Source organism: Kibdelosporangium phytohabitans, from assembly GCF_001302585.1.
GTDB classification, from domain to species: Bacteria; Actinomycetota; Actinomycetes; order Mycobacteriales; family Pseudonocardiaceae; genus Kibdelosporangium; species Kibdelosporangium phytohabitans.
In genome coordinates this window covers 9271490-9288625 of the sequence record NZ_CP012752.1, presented here as the reverse complement: position 1 = coordinate 9288625, position 17136 = coordinate 9271490, and the positions used below count along the sequence as shown (strand labels likewise).

At 66.8% G+C, this 17136-nt stretch carries 14 protein-coding genes, 1 tRNA gene and 1 pseudogene; 9 read left to right on the top strand and 7 right to left on the bottom strand.

The genetic code is table 11. The annotated features are described in order from the left end of the window. Positions 1-309: 309 nt before the first annotated feature. Positions 310-383 (bottom strand) — tRNA-Leu (locus AOZ06_RS41440). A 147-nt stretch (positions 384-530) separates the two neighbouring features. Here AOZ06_RS41440 and AOZ06_RS41435 point away from each other — a divergent pair. Beyond that, positions 531-1130 (top strand): ANTAR domain-containing response regulator, encoded by a 600-nt coding sequence (locus AOZ06_RS41435; protein ID WP_054294368.1) that lies wholly within the window; start codon positions 531-533, stop codon positions 1128-1130. Here AOZ06_RS41435 and AOZ06_RS41430 read toward each other — a convergent pair. Beyond that, a complete protein-coding gene (locus AOZ06_RS41430) occupies positions 1123-2694 on the bottom strand; it encodes a hypothetical protein (RefSeq protein ID WP_054294367.1) in 1572 nt (523 codons plus the stop codon). The genes AOZ06_RS41435 and AOZ06_RS41430 overlap by 8 nt on opposite strands. A 465-nt stretch (positions 2695-3159) precedes the next feature. Here AOZ06_RS41430 and AOZ06_RS41425 point away from each other — a divergent pair, with 465 nt between their 5' ends. The 7 genes from AOZ06_RS41425 to AOZ06_RS41395 all read left to right on the top strand — a co-directional run bounded on the left by AOZ06_RS41425 (position 3160) and on the right by AOZ06_RS41395 (position 10607). Beyond that, complete coding sequence (locus AOZ06_RS41425; RefSeq protein WP_054294366.1) at positions 3160-4404, top strand: branched-chain amino acid ABC transporter substrate-binding protein; 1245 nt, start codon at positions 3160-3162, stop codon at positions 4402-4404. Between the two features lie 104 nt (positions 4405-4508). Beyond that, positions 4509-5426, top strand: coding sequence for a branched-chain amino acid ABC transporter permease (locus AOZ06_RS41420; protein WP_054294365.1), 918 nt, complete (start codon positions 4509-4511; stop codon positions 5424-5426). After that, positions 5423-7165: a branched-chain amino acid ABC transporter permease gene (locus tag AOZ06_RS41415; protein ID WP_054294364.1), complete on the top strand. Its 1743-nt coding sequence runs from the start codon at positions 5423-5425 to the stop codon at positions 7163-7165. Before AOZ06_RS41420 ends, AOZ06_RS41415 begins: the two co-directional genes overlap by 4 nt. Beyond that, entirely contained in the window at positions 7162-7998 is an 837-nt protein-coding gene (locus AOZ06_RS41410; protein WP_054294363.1) for an ABC transporter ATP-binding protein, read from the top strand. Before AOZ06_RS41415 ends, AOZ06_RS41410 begins: the two co-directional genes overlap by 4 nt. After that, complete coding sequence (locus AOZ06_RS41405; RefSeq protein ID WP_054294362.1) at positions 7995-8708, top strand: ABC transporter ATP-binding protein; 714 nt, start codon at positions 7995-7997, stop codon at positions 8706-8708. Before AOZ06_RS41410 ends, AOZ06_RS41405 begins: the two co-directional genes overlap by 4 nt. A gap of 127 nt (positions 8709-8835) precedes the next feature. Then, entirely contained in the window at positions 8836-9621 is a 786-nt protein-coding gene (locus AOZ06_RS41400; protein WP_054294361.1) for an alpha/beta hydrolase family protein, read from the top strand. Between the two features lie 59 nt (positions 9622-9680). Continuing rightward, positions 9681-10607 carry an SgcJ/EcaC family oxidoreductase gene (locus AOZ06_RS41395; protein ID WP_054294360.1) on the top strand — a complete coding sequence of 309 codons (927 nt, stop codon included), beginning with the start codon at positions 9681-9683 and terminating at the stop codon, positions 10605-10607. Here AOZ06_RS41395 and AOZ06_RS41390 read toward each other — a convergent pair. Together AOZ06_RS41390 and AOZ06_RS41385 are read right to left on the bottom strand one after the other, a co-directional pair. Continuing rightward, positions 10574-11497, bottom strand: coding sequence for a LysR family transcriptional regulator (locus tag AOZ06_RS41390; RefSeq protein WP_054294359.1), 924 nt, complete (start codon positions 11495-11497; stop codon positions 10574-10576). The genes AOZ06_RS41395 and AOZ06_RS41390 overlap by 34 nt on opposite strands. Beyond that, positions 11498-11884: a PaaI family thioesterase gene (locus tag AOZ06_RS41385; protein WP_054294358.1), complete on the bottom strand. Its 387-nt coding sequence runs from the start codon at positions 11882-11884 to the stop codon at positions 11498-11500. On the opposite strand from AOZ06_RS41385, the gene polA reads away from it, so the two are divergent. Further along, entirely contained in the window at positions 11883-14669 is a 2787-nt protein-coding gene (gene polA, locus AOZ06_RS41380) for a DNA polymerase I (protein WP_083472275.1), read from the top strand. The two genes, AOZ06_RS41385 and polA, sit on opposite strands and share 2 nt — an antisense overlap. Positions 14670-15102: 433 nt before the next feature. On the opposite strand, the gene AOZ06_RS60820 is transcribed toward polA, so the two are convergent. The 3 genes and pseudogenes from AOZ06_RS60820 to AOZ06_RS41365 form a co-directional block, all read right to left on the bottom strand. Then, positions 15103-15486, bottom strand: coding sequence for an MFS transporter (locus AOZ06_RS60820; RefSeq protein WP_236952541.1), 384 nt, complete (start codon positions 15484-15486; stop codon positions 15103-15105). 88 nt (positions 15487-15574) lie between these two features. Next, positions 15575-16081: pseudogene (locus tag AOZ06_RS62375) on the bottom strand (MarR family winged helix-turn-helix transcriptional regulator); the annotation flags it as partial. Between the two features lie 232 nt (positions 16082-16313). Next, a complete protein-coding gene (locus AOZ06_RS41365) occupies positions 16314-17072 on the bottom strand; it encodes a TetR/AcrR family transcriptional regulator (RefSeq protein ID WP_054294354.1) in 759 nt (252 codons plus the stop codon). Positions 17073-17136 lie beyond the last annotated feature (64 nt).

The following is a 17136-nucleotide window of genomic DNA, read 5'->3' as shown; positions in this document are numbered from 1 at the left end:
CGCGTTGGCTGAGATTGCCCAGCTCGACGCGGCCGACGAGACAGAACCGAGCCGACCTCGCAAAGCGGACATGGAACTGCTGGACGCGCTGCCCTACCTCGCGCTCAACCTGGCGGACGCGCCTGGGCAGCTCATCCGCAGGTTGTTCGAGATCACGCAGCTCACCATCCGACTGCACGACGACAGCGACCAGGTGACGATCACCATCAAATTGCCTGCCGACCAGCTACCCGAGATAGCGCACGCGGCGGAGAGGATCACACAAGAAATGCCCGCTGACCTGCTGGGCTCTTGTGTAGATGCTGTATGTGCCCCCGGTGCGACTCGAACGCACACTGGACGGATTTTGAGTCCGCTGCCTCTGCCGATTGGGCTACGGGGGCTTGCGAGGGGGAACTTTACGCGATCAGGTTCACCGGTTGTCGGGGTGGGTGTGTGTCGGATAACTCCCCTGGTTACGGCGCCACTGCCGCTGCCCCCGGTACGCTGCTGTTTCCGGCTTTCGTCACCCTACAGCGAGGAGGACCCCGGTGACCGAAGTGGCTACCGAGGCCCGTGGTGTGCAGCGGCGTGTTCTTGTCGCCGAGGATGAGGCTCTCATCCGCCTTGACCTGGTCGAGATGCTGCATGAGGAGGGCTACGAGGTCGCTGGGCAGGCCGCCGACGGCGAGGAGGCTGTTCGCCTCGCCACCGAGCTCAAGCCCGACCTGGTCATTCTCGACGTCAAGATGCCCAAGATGGACGGCATCGAGGCTGCGTCGTCCATCGTCGGCGACCGTGTCGCCCCTGTCGTCATCCTCACCGCTTTCTCCCAGCGGGAGCTCATCGAGCGGGCGCGTGACGCCGGCGCGATGGCTTACCTGGTCAAGCCGTTCGCCAAGCATGACCTCGTTCCCGCCATCGAGCTCGCGGTCAGCCGGTTCTCCGAGATGCAGGCCCTCGAGAACGAGGTCGCCGGTCTCACCGAGCGGCTGGAGACGCGCAAGGTCATCGAGCGGGCCAAGGGCCTGCTCATGTCCAAGCAGAGCCTCAGCGAGCCCGAGGCTTTCCGCTGGATCCAGCGGACCGCCATGGACCGGCGTACCACTATGAAGGCAGTGGCCGAGGCGGTCGTCGAAAACATCACCTGAGCAGCAGGGCGATGGTGAACTGGGTCCATTGCGGCTGCTTTTGCCGGTCTGCCGGGTGTAATCGGACCGCCAATGTCTGGTCACCCGGCAATTCCTCCGTCGCCGACACCGTCAGCCGGTAGGTCCCGCCTATCGTCGGCCCCTGTGAATCCGTCGGGATGGCCGCTATTCGCCTTTCGTTCAGGAACACCTCGAATCCCCTGACCGGCAGCACGTCGTCCGCGTCGCGTTGGGTCAGGGTGTGGTCGAGGTTGATTTCCAACTGGAATGGCGCGTTCGCTGACGCTGTTTTTCCCAGGTCCGTTCCGTTCACGTCCCGCAACGACGCGGTCACTGTCGGCAGCGCGGGCAACCGCGGGCTCAGCTCCGGGTCCGGCAGCCGCTTCGCCGGCCCGGTCCCCACTATCTCCAAATAGGACTCCAGCACCGCGCCCGTTCCCTGCCCCCTGATCACCAACGGGCTCAACGCCGGCGTGTCCCCCGTGAACAACTCCGGCGGCAACTGCGCCACCAGTGTCACGTCCGCGCCCGGCTTGGCGGGCGAGCCCGGCGTCGCGGGCACCATCGGCACGGTCCGGTCGGCGATCTGCAGCGACATCCCGTTGGGGTCCGTGCCCGCGCCCAGCGTCACCGTCGCGCGCAGGCGAGCTTTCGCCGCGCCGATCAGCGGCTGCCTCGTCACGCCTATCCCCGGCGCGGTTTCCTGCGGCCTCAGCACCCGCTGGGTGCCCAGCGCCGTCGCGAACTCCACCACCTGCTCCGCGGGCTGCACGACCGACGACATCCCCACCGTGTCCAGGTGCACGCGGCTGCGGCGACCCGGAGGTCCGATCATCCCCAGCAGCACGGTCGACGTCGTCCACGACGGCACGACGCCGCTCGTGAGCACGATCGAGTCGTCCTGCAGCACCTGAACACCCGATGGCGTGAACACGACATCGAACTTGTGCAACGCTCCGCTTCCGCGCCTGGCCGGGCGGGCGGTCGACGGCGTAACCTCGCCACCCGTCGTGACGAGCCGGGTCCCACCGTCCGAAATGGATACGCGGATCGCCCCCGGCGGCAGCTCGGGCGCCGCGTCGCCCCGGGTCCCGATCCGGTCCGAAGTCCCTGGCACGAAGTCGAAGTCCAGCTCGCCGCGCGGGCCAGCCGCGTCGGTCACCACGGTCAGCCTGCCATTCCCCGAAATCAGCCGGAACGCCGGCCGGGACCGCAGCACCACGTCGTCGGCTCCGCAGCCGAATTGCACGGCGAGCTGGCCTTGTTTCACCCCTCGCCCCGCGCCGAGATCGATACAGCCCCGGTATCCCGACACGTGCCACCGCGACCCCGGCACTTCCGCGTGCACCGAGTCGGTCGTGTCGAACTCGTCGGTGTATTCCAGGGCAGGTCTGGCTGCCCTCGAAGGCATTCCTGTCACCCGGACAGGTGTCGAACGCCTGCCGAACGGGTCGATCGAACGCACCTGGACCTCGTGTTCGCGTTCCTCGAGCCCGTCCAGTTGGACAACGGGTTCACCGACCAGCCGAGTCCGTTCACCCCACTGGACTTCGTACCCGGCCACGCCAGCAAGTGGCTGTCCGCCAGGCAACCCGTCCGCCCACGCGAGCCGCAGCCGCCCAGGTCCTGGCGACATTCGGACTGGGCCAGGCGGCGGAACGGACTCCTCCGGGCGCGGCGGAATCACTGCGTCGACAGCGAAACTGGGAAAACCGGTGACGTCCGGCAGAGTCGTTTCGTTGCGTAACAGGATGATCGCGCTCAGAACAAGAACCGCGCCCGCGACCCAAGCGCTAATCCGGGCGCGTCGAGTCACCTCAAGCAGTCTATGCTACGGCAACTGCCAGCAGTTAGAAGGAACTTGGAGTGTCCGCTCAACGTACGCCAACGTTGCGTTCTGGTTACGCTCTCGCAGGGATGGCTGACTGTCGGCTGGTCCATCGCCTAAGTTCCGCCCAGCGCTCCTCGCAGGCGGGGGCGAAATGCGGGTTGCGGATTTACGCGACCCGGCACCGAGGAGGATTGTCTCGTGCGTAAGAAGGTAGCTACAGCTGCTGTACTCGCGGCTGGCGCTCTGTTGATTGCTTCGTGCAGCTCGAATAAAAATGAGGGTGGCACCTCAGGAAATGCTGCCGGCGGAAATCAGTGCGACACCAGCAAAGGTACTCTGACCATCGGTGTCATCGTTCCGCTCACCGGTGAATTGACCGCACTCGGCGTCGGTATCCGCAACTCGGCAGACCTCGCCGTCAGCCAGGCCAACGAGAAGTGCACCGTCAAGGGCTACAAGCTCGTCCTCGACCCGCAGGACGACGAGAAGAACCCGCAGAAGGCCAGCCAGGCCGCCACCAAGCTCTCGTCGGACCCGAACGTGGTCGGCGTGATCGGTACGCTGAACTCCTCCACGTCGCAGAACGTCCAGCCGATCCTGTCCAACAAGAAGATCGTTCAGATCTCCCCGGCCAACACCGGCCCGGGCCTGACCCGCGGCGAGCAGTACGGCACGGCGCCCAAGCGCCAGTTCGAGAACTACTTCCGCGTCTGCGCCACCGACGACAGCCAGGGCCCGTTCGCGGCCAACTACCTGGTCGGCAAGGCGGGCAAGAAGAAGATCGCGGTCGTCGCGGACGGCAAGACCTACGGCGAGGGCCTGGCCAACGAGTTCACCACCAAGGCCAAGGCGCTGGGCGCGACCATCGTGACCCGCGAGAAGGTCGGCGAGAAGGACACCGACTTCTCCGGCGTGATCGGCAAGATCAAGCCACTCGCCCCCGACGCTGTCTACTACGGCGGTGAGTACGGCGCCGCCGGCCCGTTCTCCAAGCAGCTCAAGGAAGCCGGCCTGCAGATCCCGCTGATGGGCGGCGACGGCATCGTCGACAAGACCTTCGCGCAGCTCGCGGGCAAGGCCTCCGAGGGCGACCTGGCCACCTCCGTCGGCGCCCCGGCCGAGACCCTGCCGGAAGCCAAGTCCTTCATCGACGCCTACGGCAAGAAGTTCCCCAAGGAGGGCTACAGCGCCTACGGCAGCATGTCCTTCGACGCGACCAACGCCCTGATCGAGTCGCTGGCCAAGACCCTGGCCAATGCGGCGTGGGGCGAGGACCAGCGCGCCAACCTGATCAAGAACGTCCAGGACTACAAGGGCAAGGGCGCCAACGGCGACGTCGGCTTCGACCAGTACGGCGACAGCACCAACAAGCTGCTGACCGTGTACCAGGTCAAGGACGGCGACTTCAAGAACATCGAGACCGGCAAGCTCGAAGACAAGTAACAGCGGCAATCACACAGGACTGGTGAGCTCCGCCCGATCGGCGGGGTGGTCTGACGGGGGCAGGTCGTTCGAATGGCCTGCCCCCGCCTTGTTGGAGGTAGATTGTGACAACGCTGCTACAGCAGCTGGTCTACGGTTTGATCCTTGGTGGCACCGTCGGTTTGATCGCGCTCGGGTACACCATGGTGTACGGCATCGTGCAGCTGATCAACTTCGCGCACGGCGAGATCTTCATGGTCGGTGCGTTCGGCGCCCTCGCGACGTTCACCTGGGTCATTCCCGAGGGTGTCAAGGGAACGTGGTACATCACCCTGCCGCTGATGGTGATCGCCGGAGCGGTGGTGTCCATGGTGATCGCTCTGATCATCGAGCGGCTGGCGTACAAGCCGCTGCGCAACGCGCCACGACTCGCGCCGCTGATCACCGCGCTCGGTGTGTCGGTCGCGCTCAAGGAAGCCGTCCGGATCTGGTACCCGGGCGCCACGGCGCCGCTGCCGTTCCCCAAGGAATTCCTGACGGGCAGCATCGAGATCGGTTCGATCCTCATCCCGAAAACGGGCCTGCTGATCATCGTGGTGGCAGTCGTGCTCACCGTGCTGCTCCAGGTTTACATCAACACGTCGCGGATGGGCCGGGCGATGCGCGCGACCGCGCAGGACCCCGACACCGCGCGGTTGATGGGGATCAACCCTGATCGCACGATCGTGCTGACGTTCGCGATCGGCGCCGTGCTGGCGGGCGTCGCGGGTGTGCTCTACGGCGTGCACATCAACAACATCAGCATCGACATCGGTTTCCAGAACGGCATCTTCGCGTTCACCGCGGCCGTCCTCGGCGGCATCGGCAGCATCCGCGGCGCGGTCATCGGCGGGTTCGTGATCGGCCTCGTCAAGACCATCGCCGGGCAGTACTTCCCCGGCGGAACGCAGTACGACTACGTCTGGATCTTCGTTGTGCTGATCGCTGTGCTGGTCTTCCGGCCGCAAGGTCTGTTCGGTGAGACCGAGAGGGTGCGAGCATGAGCGAGAAGACCTTTTTCACGAACCCGGGGGTCTCCCGCGTGCTGGGCGTGGCCGGTGCCGCGCTCGCGGTCGTTGCCGCGATGCTGCCGTGGACGACGTTCCTGCTCAACAAGGGAGCGTACCCGGACAAGGCTTCCCTGCAGTTCTTCGACGCACCGTTCGAACTGACCGGTTTCCGGTGGGAACTGCTGATCATCGGTGTCGTCGCGCTCGTGTGCGCGGTGGCCAAGGTGCCTGCCCAGCGTCGCGTGCTGCGCGGACTCGGCGCCGGTATCTTCGCCATCGGCCTGGTGAACTTCGGCTTCATCGCCTCCGCGGGCGGCGGCCTCGGCGCGGTCACGGCATTGGACGGCGCGTTCGCTTTCGGCAGCATCGCCGCGCTGCTCGGAGGTGTTCTGCTGGTGCTGGCCACGATCGGCCAGCCGCTCGAGGAGATCCCGCGCTGGAACACGAAGCTCCCGACCCCGGTGGCGTACCTGGGTCTGGTCGTGTCGTTCGCGCTCCTGCTCTACGTCGTCTCGCTCACGCTGACCGCGGGTGGTCAGGGCGGCGCGGCGAGCCCTTACTCCGGCCCGATGTTCCTGTCGTTCCTCGGGTTCGCCGGCGGCATGTTCGCCGCTGCCGCGGGTATCGGCGTGCTGAAGTGGATCTCGCGCCTGTCCGAGCAGCACAGGGCGTTCAGCATCGTCGTGCTGCTGCTGTGCGCGTTGCTGCTGCCGTTCACCGACGCCGGTAGCGAGTACTGGATGACGGTGGCCGCCAACATCGGTGTGTACGCCGCGACCGCCATCGGCCTCAACATCGTGGTCGGTCTGGCCGGTCTGCTCGACCTCGGGTACGTGGCGTTCCTCGGCATCGGCGCGTTCGTCGCGGCGAACCTGTCCGGCGCGGCCGCGTCCCAACTGGGCATCCACCTGCCGTTCTACCTCGTCGTGATCATCTCCGCGGCGATCGCGGGCATCTTCGGCGCCATCGTCGGCTCGCCGACGCTGCGCGTGCGCGGCGACTACCTGGCGATCGTGACGCTGGCGTTCGGTGAGATCTTCCAGATCGCCGCGCGCAACAACATCGGCGGGCTGACCGGTGGCTCGAACGCGATGCCGAACATCCCGGCGCTGGAGTGGTTCGACGGCACCGCGTTCAACGAGTCGATCACGCTGTTCGGCGCGAAACTGCCGTCCGGGGTGCTCTACTACTTCCTGATCGTGCTGCTGATCGCGGCGGTCATGACGGTGTTCGCGAACCTCAAGAACAGCCGGATGGGCCGGGCGTGGATCGCCATCCGCGAGGACGAGGACGCGGCCCGCGCGATGGGCATCAAGACCGGCCAGGCCAAGATCCTCGCGTTCCTCTGCGGTGCGGTCCTCGCCGGTATCGCCGGTGCGGTGTTCGCGCACAAGACCAGCACGGTCAGCTACGAGAGCTTCCTGTTCATGGAGTCGGTGACGCTGCTCGCGGCGGTCATCCTCGGTGGCATGGGCTCGATCCCCGGCGCTGTGCTGGGTGCGTCGCTGCTGTTCGTGCTGCCGGAGAAGCTGCGGGAGTTCTCCGACTACCGCCTGCTGATCTTCGGCCTCGCGCTGATCCTGATCATGCGGTTCCGGCCGCAGGGCCTCATCCCCGACGCGCACCGCAGAGCGGAGCTGGCCGGGGAGGACGCCGAAGGGCATACGCTGCAAGACAAACCCGGTGGCGACGAACCGGAACAGCCGAAGCCGCAGGAGGTACCGGCGCGATGACTGCTCCGATTCTCAGGGCGCAGAACGTGACGATGGTGTTCGGCGGCCTGACCGCGCTGTCGGAGGTCTCGCTGAGCCTCGACCGCGGCCAGATCGTCGGGCTGATCGGCCCCAACGGCGCGGGCAAGACCACGTTCTTCAACTGCCTGACCGGCCTGTACACCCCCACCAACGGGCAGGTGCTGCTGGACGGCAAGCAACTGCCGAGCGACCCCGCGCACGTGACGATCGCGGGCATCGCCCGCACGTTCCAGAACATCCGGCTGTTCCCGAACATGACAGCGGTCGAGAACGTCATGGTCGGGCGGCACGCCCGGATGAAGCAGGGACCGATCGCCACGATCTTCCGCGGCCCCAGGTTCCGCAAGGGCGAGACGGACGCCCGCACGCGAGCCCAGGAACTGCTGGACTTCGCCGGGATCGGCCGCAGCTACGACGAACTGGCCCGCAACCTGCCCTACGGTGACCAGCGGCGGCTGGAGATCGCCCGCGCGCTGGCCACCGACCCGCAGGTGCTGCTGCTCGACGAGCCCACCGCGGGCATGAACCCGCAGGAGACCGAAGCGACCAGGCAGCTGATCTTCAAGATCCGCGACCTCGGCATCTCGGTCGTGGTGATCGAGCACGACACGAAGTTCATCTTCAGCCTGTGCGACCACGTGTCCGTGCTGGTGCAGGGCAAGCTGCTGGTCGAGGGGACACCCGAGTCCGTGCGGACCGACCCGCGCGTGATCGAGGCGTACCTCGGCAAGCCGCCGGAGGAAGTGCAGGCCGAGGTGCAGCACGCGGCCGAGCTGGTCGGCGAGCACGGTGACAAGGGAGTTGGCCAGTGAGCCCGTTGCTTGAGGTCCGCAACCTCAGCGTCGCCTACGGCGCCATCGAAGCCGTCCGCGACATCACGTTCTCGGTCGACGAGGGCCAGATCGTCAGCCTCATCGGCGCGAACGGTGCGGGCAAGACGACCACGCTGCGGACCATCTCCGGTCTGCTGCGCCCGACCCGCGGCGAGGTCCTGTTCCGCGGCAAGCCGATCCACAAGCAGGCCGCGCACGAGATCCTCGCCAGCGGGATCGCCCACTGCCCGGAGGGCCGCAGGCTCTTCGGCCGGATGACGGTCGAGGAGAACCTGCAGCTCGGTGCGTACGTCCGCAACGACGCCGGGATCGAAGCCGACATGCAGCGGGTGTACGAGCTGTTCCCGGTGCTCGGCGAGCGGCGGCAGAACAAGGCGGGCCTGTTCTCCGGCGGTGAGCAGCAGATGCTGGCGATCGGCCGGGCGATGATGTCCAAGCCGAAGCTGCTGATGCTCGACGAACCGTCGATGGGCCTGTCGCCGATCATGACCCAGCGGATCTTCGACACCATCAAGGAACTGCAGGCAGGCGGCACGACCATCCTCCTGGTCGAGCAGAACGCCCTGGCGGCCCTGGCGTTGTCCGACCGCGGGTACGTGATCGACTTGGGCTCCACCACGCTGGAGGGCCCCGGTCTCGACCTGCTGGCCGACCAGCGGGTGCGTGCCGCGTACCTCGGCGAAGGCTGACCCGATCACAACCGGCGGTTGTGCGCGATCACAACCGCCGGTTGTGCTCAAGGCCGTCACAGCTGTTGGACGTACCCCCTGACCAGGCTGTTTGCTGTACACATCAGCCGAGGACAGGGAGAAGCAAATGGCTATCACAGGTACCGCAGCGGGTGTTCCGTTCGTCGCTCTCGAGCCGGCGGGCGTCGAGGGTCCCGCGCCGCTGGTGGTGACCTGGCACCTGATGGACGCGCCCCGGACCGAGGCCGCGATGGCAGCGGCACTGCCGATGAACGACCTGCCCGCGTGGCGCGTGTACCTCGGCCTGCCGATGTCGGGCAAGCGCGCACTGCCCGGCGGCGACGAGGAGTACTTCGGGCTGGCGATGCAGGACGCGGTCCTCAACGTCTACGGCCCCACAGCCGACCAGGCAGCCACGGAATTCCCGGCGGCAGTGGCGGAACTGCGCGAGCAGCTGTCCATCGCGGACGGCCCGGTGTACGTCGCCGGCGGCTCGGCGGGGTCGATGGTCGCCTACGAGGTCGTCACCAGGGGCGAGGTCGAGATCGCGGCGGCCGCGGTGGTCAGCCCGGTCACGCAACTGGCACCGCTGATCGCAGCGAACGAGCGCCGGTTCGAAATCACGTACACCTGGTCCGGCGAGTCACGCGAAGTCGCGGAGCGCTACGACTTCGTGCGCCGGGCAGACGAGATCACGGTGCCGCTGCTGATCGTCGTCGGCGAGAACGACGACATCGCGGTGCGTGAGCCCGCGGCGCTGGGACACAAGGCGATCGCCGAGTCCGAACTCGTCACGATCCCCGGCATGGAACACGCGCTCGCCGACGAGGACGAGACGGCACCGCGGACCGAGGACGCCAAGCGGGTCGACGCCGAGTTCACGCGGTGGTTCGCCCAGTACATCCAGGGTTGACAGCGGATCGCAACTCCTGGGGGACGACCCTGCCGCCACGCGCCTGCGAGCGTGGCGGCATGAAGGGGAGCAAAGTCGCCGCGATGGCCGGCGCGATCGTCATGACTCTGGGGATCGGCACCGGACCGGCGCACGCCACCGGGAGCGATCAGGCACAGTTCGCGCGGATCCTGAAACAGCAGTACGACGCCTGGTACGAGGAAGACGGCGCCAAGTTCGCGGCCACGTTCACCAAGGACGCGGACCTGGTCACGTTCAACGGCGACCACCTCGCCGGCCGGGACGGCATCGCCAAGGGAATGCAGTACTACTTCGACAACTACATCCCCACCTCGAAGCTGAAGGTGCTGGACGAACACATCCGGTACGCGGAAAGGCACCTGGTGTTCATCGTGCGCACCACGTGCATCGTCGAACCACCAGCGACCGGCTGCCGGGACGGTTCGCGGTCACGCAACACCAACGTACTGTCCGAAAAGGATGGACGATGGGCGCAGGAGTCGTTCCAGAACACCAGGGTGGATCCGCTGCCGCCCGGCGTGGTGCCGGTACGGGAGCCCAAGGCGTTCAGCGGCACGATCGAACAGATCCGCCAGCGCCAGGAAGACGCCTGGTTCGAGGAGGACGGCCCGAAGTTCGCGTCGACCTTCACCAAGGACGCCGACGTGGTCACCTTCACCGCCGACCACCTGCGTACCCGCAGGGGAATCGCCGAACGGATGCAGTTCTACTTCGACAACCACATCGACCACACCAGGCTGAAAACTCTCGGCGAGCACACCCGGTTCGTGCACCGGGACCTGGCGATCGTCGTCCGCACCGACTGTCAGCTCGTGCCACCGGCGACCGACTGCCGTCCCGACTCGGTCTCCCGCAACACCAACGTCCTGGTCAAGCAGGGCGGCAAGTGGTCGCAGGAGTCGTTCCAGAACACCAGGTACGTGCCGATCGGTCAGCCCGGCACCCAGGACGTCGCCGGATCGTAGTCAACCCAGCCCTCCGCGCGGCTTGTCTTGCCGACCAAGGCAAGCAGCTCGCGGAGGGCCGGGCGCTTGTTCTGCTTGTGCCACACGATCGACCACGGGAACAACGGCAGCGGCTTGAACGGCAGCACAACGAGGTTCAAATCGCGCGGCAGGTCCATGTCCGCGCCCACGAGCGTGACCCGCGGCTTGCCATAGCGGGCCTGTTCGAGCGTGTGCCGCAGGTCGTAGCTGTTGCCGCTGTCGTCCACACGCAGCCCCAGGCCCTCGCCGAGCTGGCGGATGTAGACACGCCACTCGGCCGGGCCCTTGTGGGACGGCAACCACAGTCCCTCGTCCGCCAGGTCCTCGATCCGGACCTCAGGCCGGTCGGTGAGGGGATGCTCGGGCGGCACCAGCGCGAGCAGCGGCTCCAGCCGCACGACCCGGTGATCGAGTTCATCGGGCAACGGCCGCACACCGCCGATGTAACCGAACGCGACATCCAGATCACCGTTCAACAGCGGCTCTATCGCGTTGTCCAGGCCCCGTCTCGTACTGCGCTCGACCACCAGCTGCGGATCACGCTCGGCCAGCTTGCGCAGGATGAACGCGGGCGCCAGCCGGAAGTCGATCAGGTCGAGCCGCAACGGCTGGTCACCGAGCGCCGCCACGGCCGCGTCCGCTACCCGGACCAGCTCACGGGCGTGCGGCAGGAACTTGCGGCCGTCCTCGGTCAGCTCCACAGCGCGGTTCGTGCGCTGGAACAGCTGCGTGCCGAGCGACTCCTCCAGCCGTTTGATCCGTTTGGACAACGCCTGCTGGGTCAGGAACAACGTGTCCGCCGCCCGGCTGAAGTGCCGCTGGTCGGCGGACACCACGAACGCCCTGACCTGCGCCAGGTCGAGGTCCACTCAGGAACCCGGGACGGTCTGCAGCACCATGCAGGTCAGCCGGGCGGTGCAGGTGCGGCGGTCCTGCTCGTCGGTGAGCACGATCTCGACGGTCACGGTCGTACGGCCGACGTGCACCGGCGTGGCCACCGCCGTGACGATGCCCTCCCGCACGCCCCGGTGATGGGTGCAGGACAGCTCCAGGCCGACGGTCGGCTTGCCGTCGGACTGCAACGCCGCGCACACCGAGCCCGCCGCCTCCGCCAGCACCGCGTTCGCGCCGCCGTGCAGCAGGCCGTACGGCTGACGGTTGCCTTTGACGGGCATCGTCGCGACCACCCGATCGGGGTTCCAGTCCGTGACCTCGATACCCATTTTCTCGTTGAGCTGCTCGTCCAGCTCGGCCATGGTGGAACCTCCGCGAAATAAGTTTCCTCTAGCAACTACCGCCACCCTATGCAAGGCCGCGTCAAAACTGTCGGTGGGTCGGCCTAGACTCGCTCGCGTGGCAGACCAGCATCGACTCCTCCTGATAGACGGCCACTCGATGGCCTACCGAGCCTTCTACGCCCTGCCGAAGGAGAACTTCCAGACCGGCACAGGGCAGCACACGAATGCCGTCTTCGGCTTCACCTCGATGCTGATCAACCTGATGCGTGACGAGAAGCCGACGCACATCGCGGTCGCGTTCGACCTCTCGCGCAAGACCTTCCGCAGTGAGAAGTACACCGAGTACAAGGCCAACCGGAGCGCCACACCGGACGAGTTCAAGGGCCAGGTCAGCCTGATCGAGGACGTGCTCGGCGCGTTGAAGATCCCGATGCTGACCAAGGAGAACTACGAGGCCGACGACATCATCGCCACCCTCGCCACCCAGGCGGAGGCCGACGGCGGGTACGACGTTCTCATCTGTACCGGCGACCGCGACGCGCTGCAGCTGGTCACCGAGCACACGACGGTGCTGTACCCGTCGCGTGGCGTGTCCGAGATGACCAGGTTCACGCCCGAGGCGGTGCTCGCCAAGTACGGCCTGACGCCCACCCAGTACCCGGACTTCGCGGCGCTGCGCGGCGACCCGTCGGACAACCTGCCCAAGATCCCCGGCGTGGGGGAGAAGACGATCACCAAGTGGATCCAGGAGTACGGGTCCCTCAACGACCTGATCGACCAGGTCGACAAGGTCAAGGGCAAGGTCGGCGACAACCTGCGGGCGAACCTGTCGTCGGTGGTGCTCAACCGTGAGCTCACCCAGCTGGTGCGGGACCTCGAACTGCCCGCGAAGCCGGTCGACCTGGCCGCGCAGGCGTGGGACCGGGACGCGGTGCACCGGCTGTTCGACGAGCTCGAGTTCCGGGTGCTGCGCGACCGGCTGTTCCAGACCCTCGCCGCGCCCGAGCCCGAAGCGGAGTCGGGCTTCGAGATCACGGCGTCGACCATCCAGGAGGGTGAACTCGGCGCGTGGCTCGCCGAGCACGCACCAGCCGGAAAACGCACTGGCCTGGCGTTTCGCCACGTCGGCCCGCCGGGGGCGGTGGACCTCCAGTCGATCACCGTGGCCGGCGTCGACGGCGATGGAACCTTCATCGACGTCACCGCGTTGCGTGAAGAGGACGAGCGCGCGCTCACGGCGTGGCTTGCCGACCCCGCTGTGCCGAAGGTGGCCCACGCCGTGAAACTGGCCCTGCACGGGCTCGCCCAGCGCGGGTGGGAACTCGGCGGCCTGGCGATGGACACCGAGCTGGCCGCGTACCTCGTCCGGCCCGGGCAGCGCTCCTTCTCCCTCGACGACCTCGTGCTGCGCCACCTGAAGCGTGAGCTGCGCGTGGAGGAGGTCGAAGGCGAGCAGCAGCTGTCCATGTTCGACGAGGCCGACGAGAGCGAGAAGCTCGCCGCCACCGAGGTCGTGCGCGCGCGGGCCGTCGCCGAGCTGGCCGAGGCGCTGTTCACCGAAGTCGAGGCGACCGGCGGCACGAAGCTGCTCGCCGAGATGGAGTTGCCGCTGCTGCAGGTGCTCGCCGAGATCGAGGGCATCGGCATCTGCATCGACATGGAGCACCTCGCCTCGCTGGAGGCGCACTTCGCCGCCCGGGTGAAGGAGGCCGCGCAGGCCGCGTACGGCGTGATCGGCAAGGAGATCAACCTCGGCTCGCCGAAGCAGCTGCAGGTCGTGCTGTTCGACGAGCTGCAGATGCCGAAGACGAAGAAGACCAAGACCGGCTACACCACCGACGCGGACGCGCTCACCACGCTGTTCGAGACGACCGCGCACCCGTTCCTGCAGCACCTGCTCGAGCACAGGGACGCGACCCGGCTGAAGACCACGGTGGACGGTCTGATCAAGTCGGTCGCCGACGACGGACGCATCCACACCACGTACAACCAGACCATCGCGGCCACCGGGCGGCTGTCGTCCACCGAGCCGAACCTTCAGAACATCCCGATCAGGACGGACGAGGGCCGCCGGATCAGGGACGCGTTCGTGGTCGGTGCGGGTTACTCCGAGTTGATGACGGCGGACTACTCGCAGATCGAGATGCGCATCATGGCCCACCTGTCGCACGACGAGGGCCTGGTCGAGGCGTTCAACTCGGGTTTCGACTTCCACGCCGCCACGGCCGCCCGCGTGTTCTCGGTCGAGCCCACGGACGTCAGCGGTCCGCAACGGGCCAAGGTCAAGGCGATGAACTACGGCCTGGCGTACGGGCTGTCCGCGTACGGCCTCTCCCAGCAGCTGCGGATCTCCACCGAGGAGGCCCGCGGCCTGATGGAGGAGTACTTCGAGCGGTTCGGCGGCGTCCGCGACTACCTGACCTCCATTGTGGACAGGGCGCGCCGCGAGGGTTACACCGAGACGATCTTCGGCCGCCGCCGCTACCTGCCGGACCTCAACTCCGACAACCGCCAGCGCCGCGAAATGGCCGAGCGCATGGCGCTGAACGCCCCGATCCAGGGCAGTGCGGCCGACATCATCAAGGTCGCGATGCTCAACGTCCAGGCCAAGCTCAAGCAAGCCGGGCTCAAGTCCCGGATGCTGCTGCAGGTCCACGACGAACTCGTGCTCGAAGTCGTCGCCGACGAGAAGAAAGCAGTCGAGGACCTCGTCCGCGAAGGCATGGGCAACGCCTACCACCTCGACGTCCCACTGGACGTGTCCGTCGGATTCGGCCGCTCCTGGAACGACGCCGCGCACTGAGAAGCACATCGGCCGACGCTCACCGGCTTGGGAAAGTCGGTGGCTTCGGTTGTGCGGCGGGCTGGGTGCCGGTGGTTTGGGTGGGTTTGCTGCGCCGATAGGTGACATCTGAGTTGGCTTGCCATAGTGGTGAGCCGGGAGGATGCTGGTTTGGGCGTGCGGTGGCTTGGAAAGTCAGTGGCGTTGAGAGCCTGGGAAAGCGGAGAGCATGACTGCTGCGGCAACGTTGCTGCGGTGGGCAAAGCCGTTTATCGGCTTGATGGGCCGACGCCGTAGCGAGTCCGGAGCCTGGCAACAGCCCGAGTCCGGTACGCCGAGCCAGCCACGGTGTGCCCGAGTCCCCTTCGAGAACTGACTCCGACAACACGGTGCCGATGGACACGGGCAAATTCGGCGCGAGACACCGGATCGTGAAGGCGGCGAAGAGACAGCCTCACGAAGCAGCGGAGCCGATAGGCTCGCGGTGAAGGGCCGCTACCGTGGCTAAAGTAAGGCAGCCCAACAGAAGAGCCGCCAAAGGGACGGCGCTCGTTGTGCCGAACAGGCCAGCCAGTGGGGAGATCGCGCCGCCCACCAGGAACTGGCCGCCGCCCAGCAGCGCGGACGTGACACCTGGAGCATCGCGACCGCTTTCCTGCACAGCCGTTGTCACCGCAGGAAAGAACATCCCGAAAGCCGTGCTCACGAGGAACAGGCAGGCCCCCACGATCGCCAGTGAGCCTCCGGTTGTGAGGAGCAGGGCGATGAGGACTGCGGACGAGCCGAGAGCGATGGCCAGGCCTGTCAGCAGCAGCCGTGGTACGCCGAACCGGGTCACGAGGCGTCCGAAGAGGACACTTCCGCCCATTGCGCCGCGGCGCCGTGTCGGGAACCCAGGCCAGTACGCCGAGAACCTGAATTGCTCCGATGACCGCGAGTACAACGAAAACTGTCCGCCATGCCGACACCGCCAGAACCGTGCCGCCCAGTACCGGGGCGAGGATCGGTGCCGCGGATGTGATCGCGCCCAGTGCGGAGAACTTCTTGGCCGCCGTGGTGCCGATGTACAGGTCGGTGATCACCGCACGCGATACGACCATCCCCGCCGCGCCCGCCACTCCTTGGCAGATCCGTGCTGAGTTGTGCACCTCGATCGACGGTGCCACCGCGCACACCAAGGACAACCCCGTGACCCGGAGGATCGCGCGTTCGGCTGGCGTCAGTGTGTCGCGGAGGGCCGCGGCGAGCCAGGTCGTGCCGTCGTGGAGGTGTTCGGCCAGCGCCACACGGCCGCTTTCGGTGATGGCGATCGTCTGTTGCCGCCGGTCTTCCTCGTCCCGCGAGCGTGTCAAGAATCCGGCTTCTGCCAAGGCGTTCACCGGTCGTGTCAACGATTGCGGCTGCAGGCCCTCGATCGCGGCCAGCGTCGTCATCGACAGCGGGCCGCTGTGCCGGAGGTTCGCCAGCACGGACGCGCCCACCCTGGTCAACGTTTCCGCACGGCCCGGCTGCTGCATCCGCAGGCGTTGCGACACGCGTGACACCGACCAACGCAGGGCCTGCGCGTCTCCCAGCTCTCGTCCACCATTATTGCCAAGCTAACGCTTGGCGTTAGACCCGTCGAACGGTCGAGCCGACCTCAAGAAGGTGAGCGCCAGCGTGGTATTACCGACGTGAGTTGATCAGGACCGCGAGTCCGTCGAGCGCGCGCTCCAGGCTGTACTCGAACGATGTGGCCATGGCCTGCTCGAACGCGTTCCAGTCCAGGGCCGTGATGTTCGGGTAGTCACCGGTCGTCATGATCTTCTCGAGGTACGGGGTGTGTGCCGCCCAGTAGTCCTCGTCGCTCGTGCCGGTTCGTTCGGCGGCTTGGGACGCTTCGATGATCGCGAGCGTCGAGCTGGTGACGACGCCGTCGATCAGGCTGATCGTGTTCAGCTTCTCCACGGTGGTGAGGCCGGTGTCCCGCAGCGCGCCCAGGTACCTGTCGAAACTCCGCAGCGCGTTGGGGCCGACCAGCGGCCGGGCTTGGGAGATCTGCAGCAGCCATGGGTGGCGCAGGTAGAGCCGGCGGCCGCTGTGGGCGATCGAGATCAGCTTCTCGCGCCACGTCTCACCTTCCAGCTCCGCCATCTGCTCGTGGGTGATCGCGTCGCTCACCACCCGGTCGAGGATGACGTCGATCAGCTCGGCCTTGCTCGGCACGTAGCGGTACAGCGACATGGTGCCGACGCCGAGCTTGGTCGCGACGCGGCGCATCGACAGCGCGGCGAGGCCTTCCTCGTCGGCCAGTTCGATGCCCGCTGCCGCGATCTTGTCGACGGTCAGCGACGGTTTCGGCCCTCGGCTCGGCCGGTCGTCCAGTCCCCACAGCAGTCGCAGGCTGGCCGTGACGTCGCCGCTGCCGGTGTATTCGGTAGCCATCTTGCGTGAATCATAGAACTGGGTACAGTGTACGACGTTTAGGGTACGGTGTACCCAGTTAGGG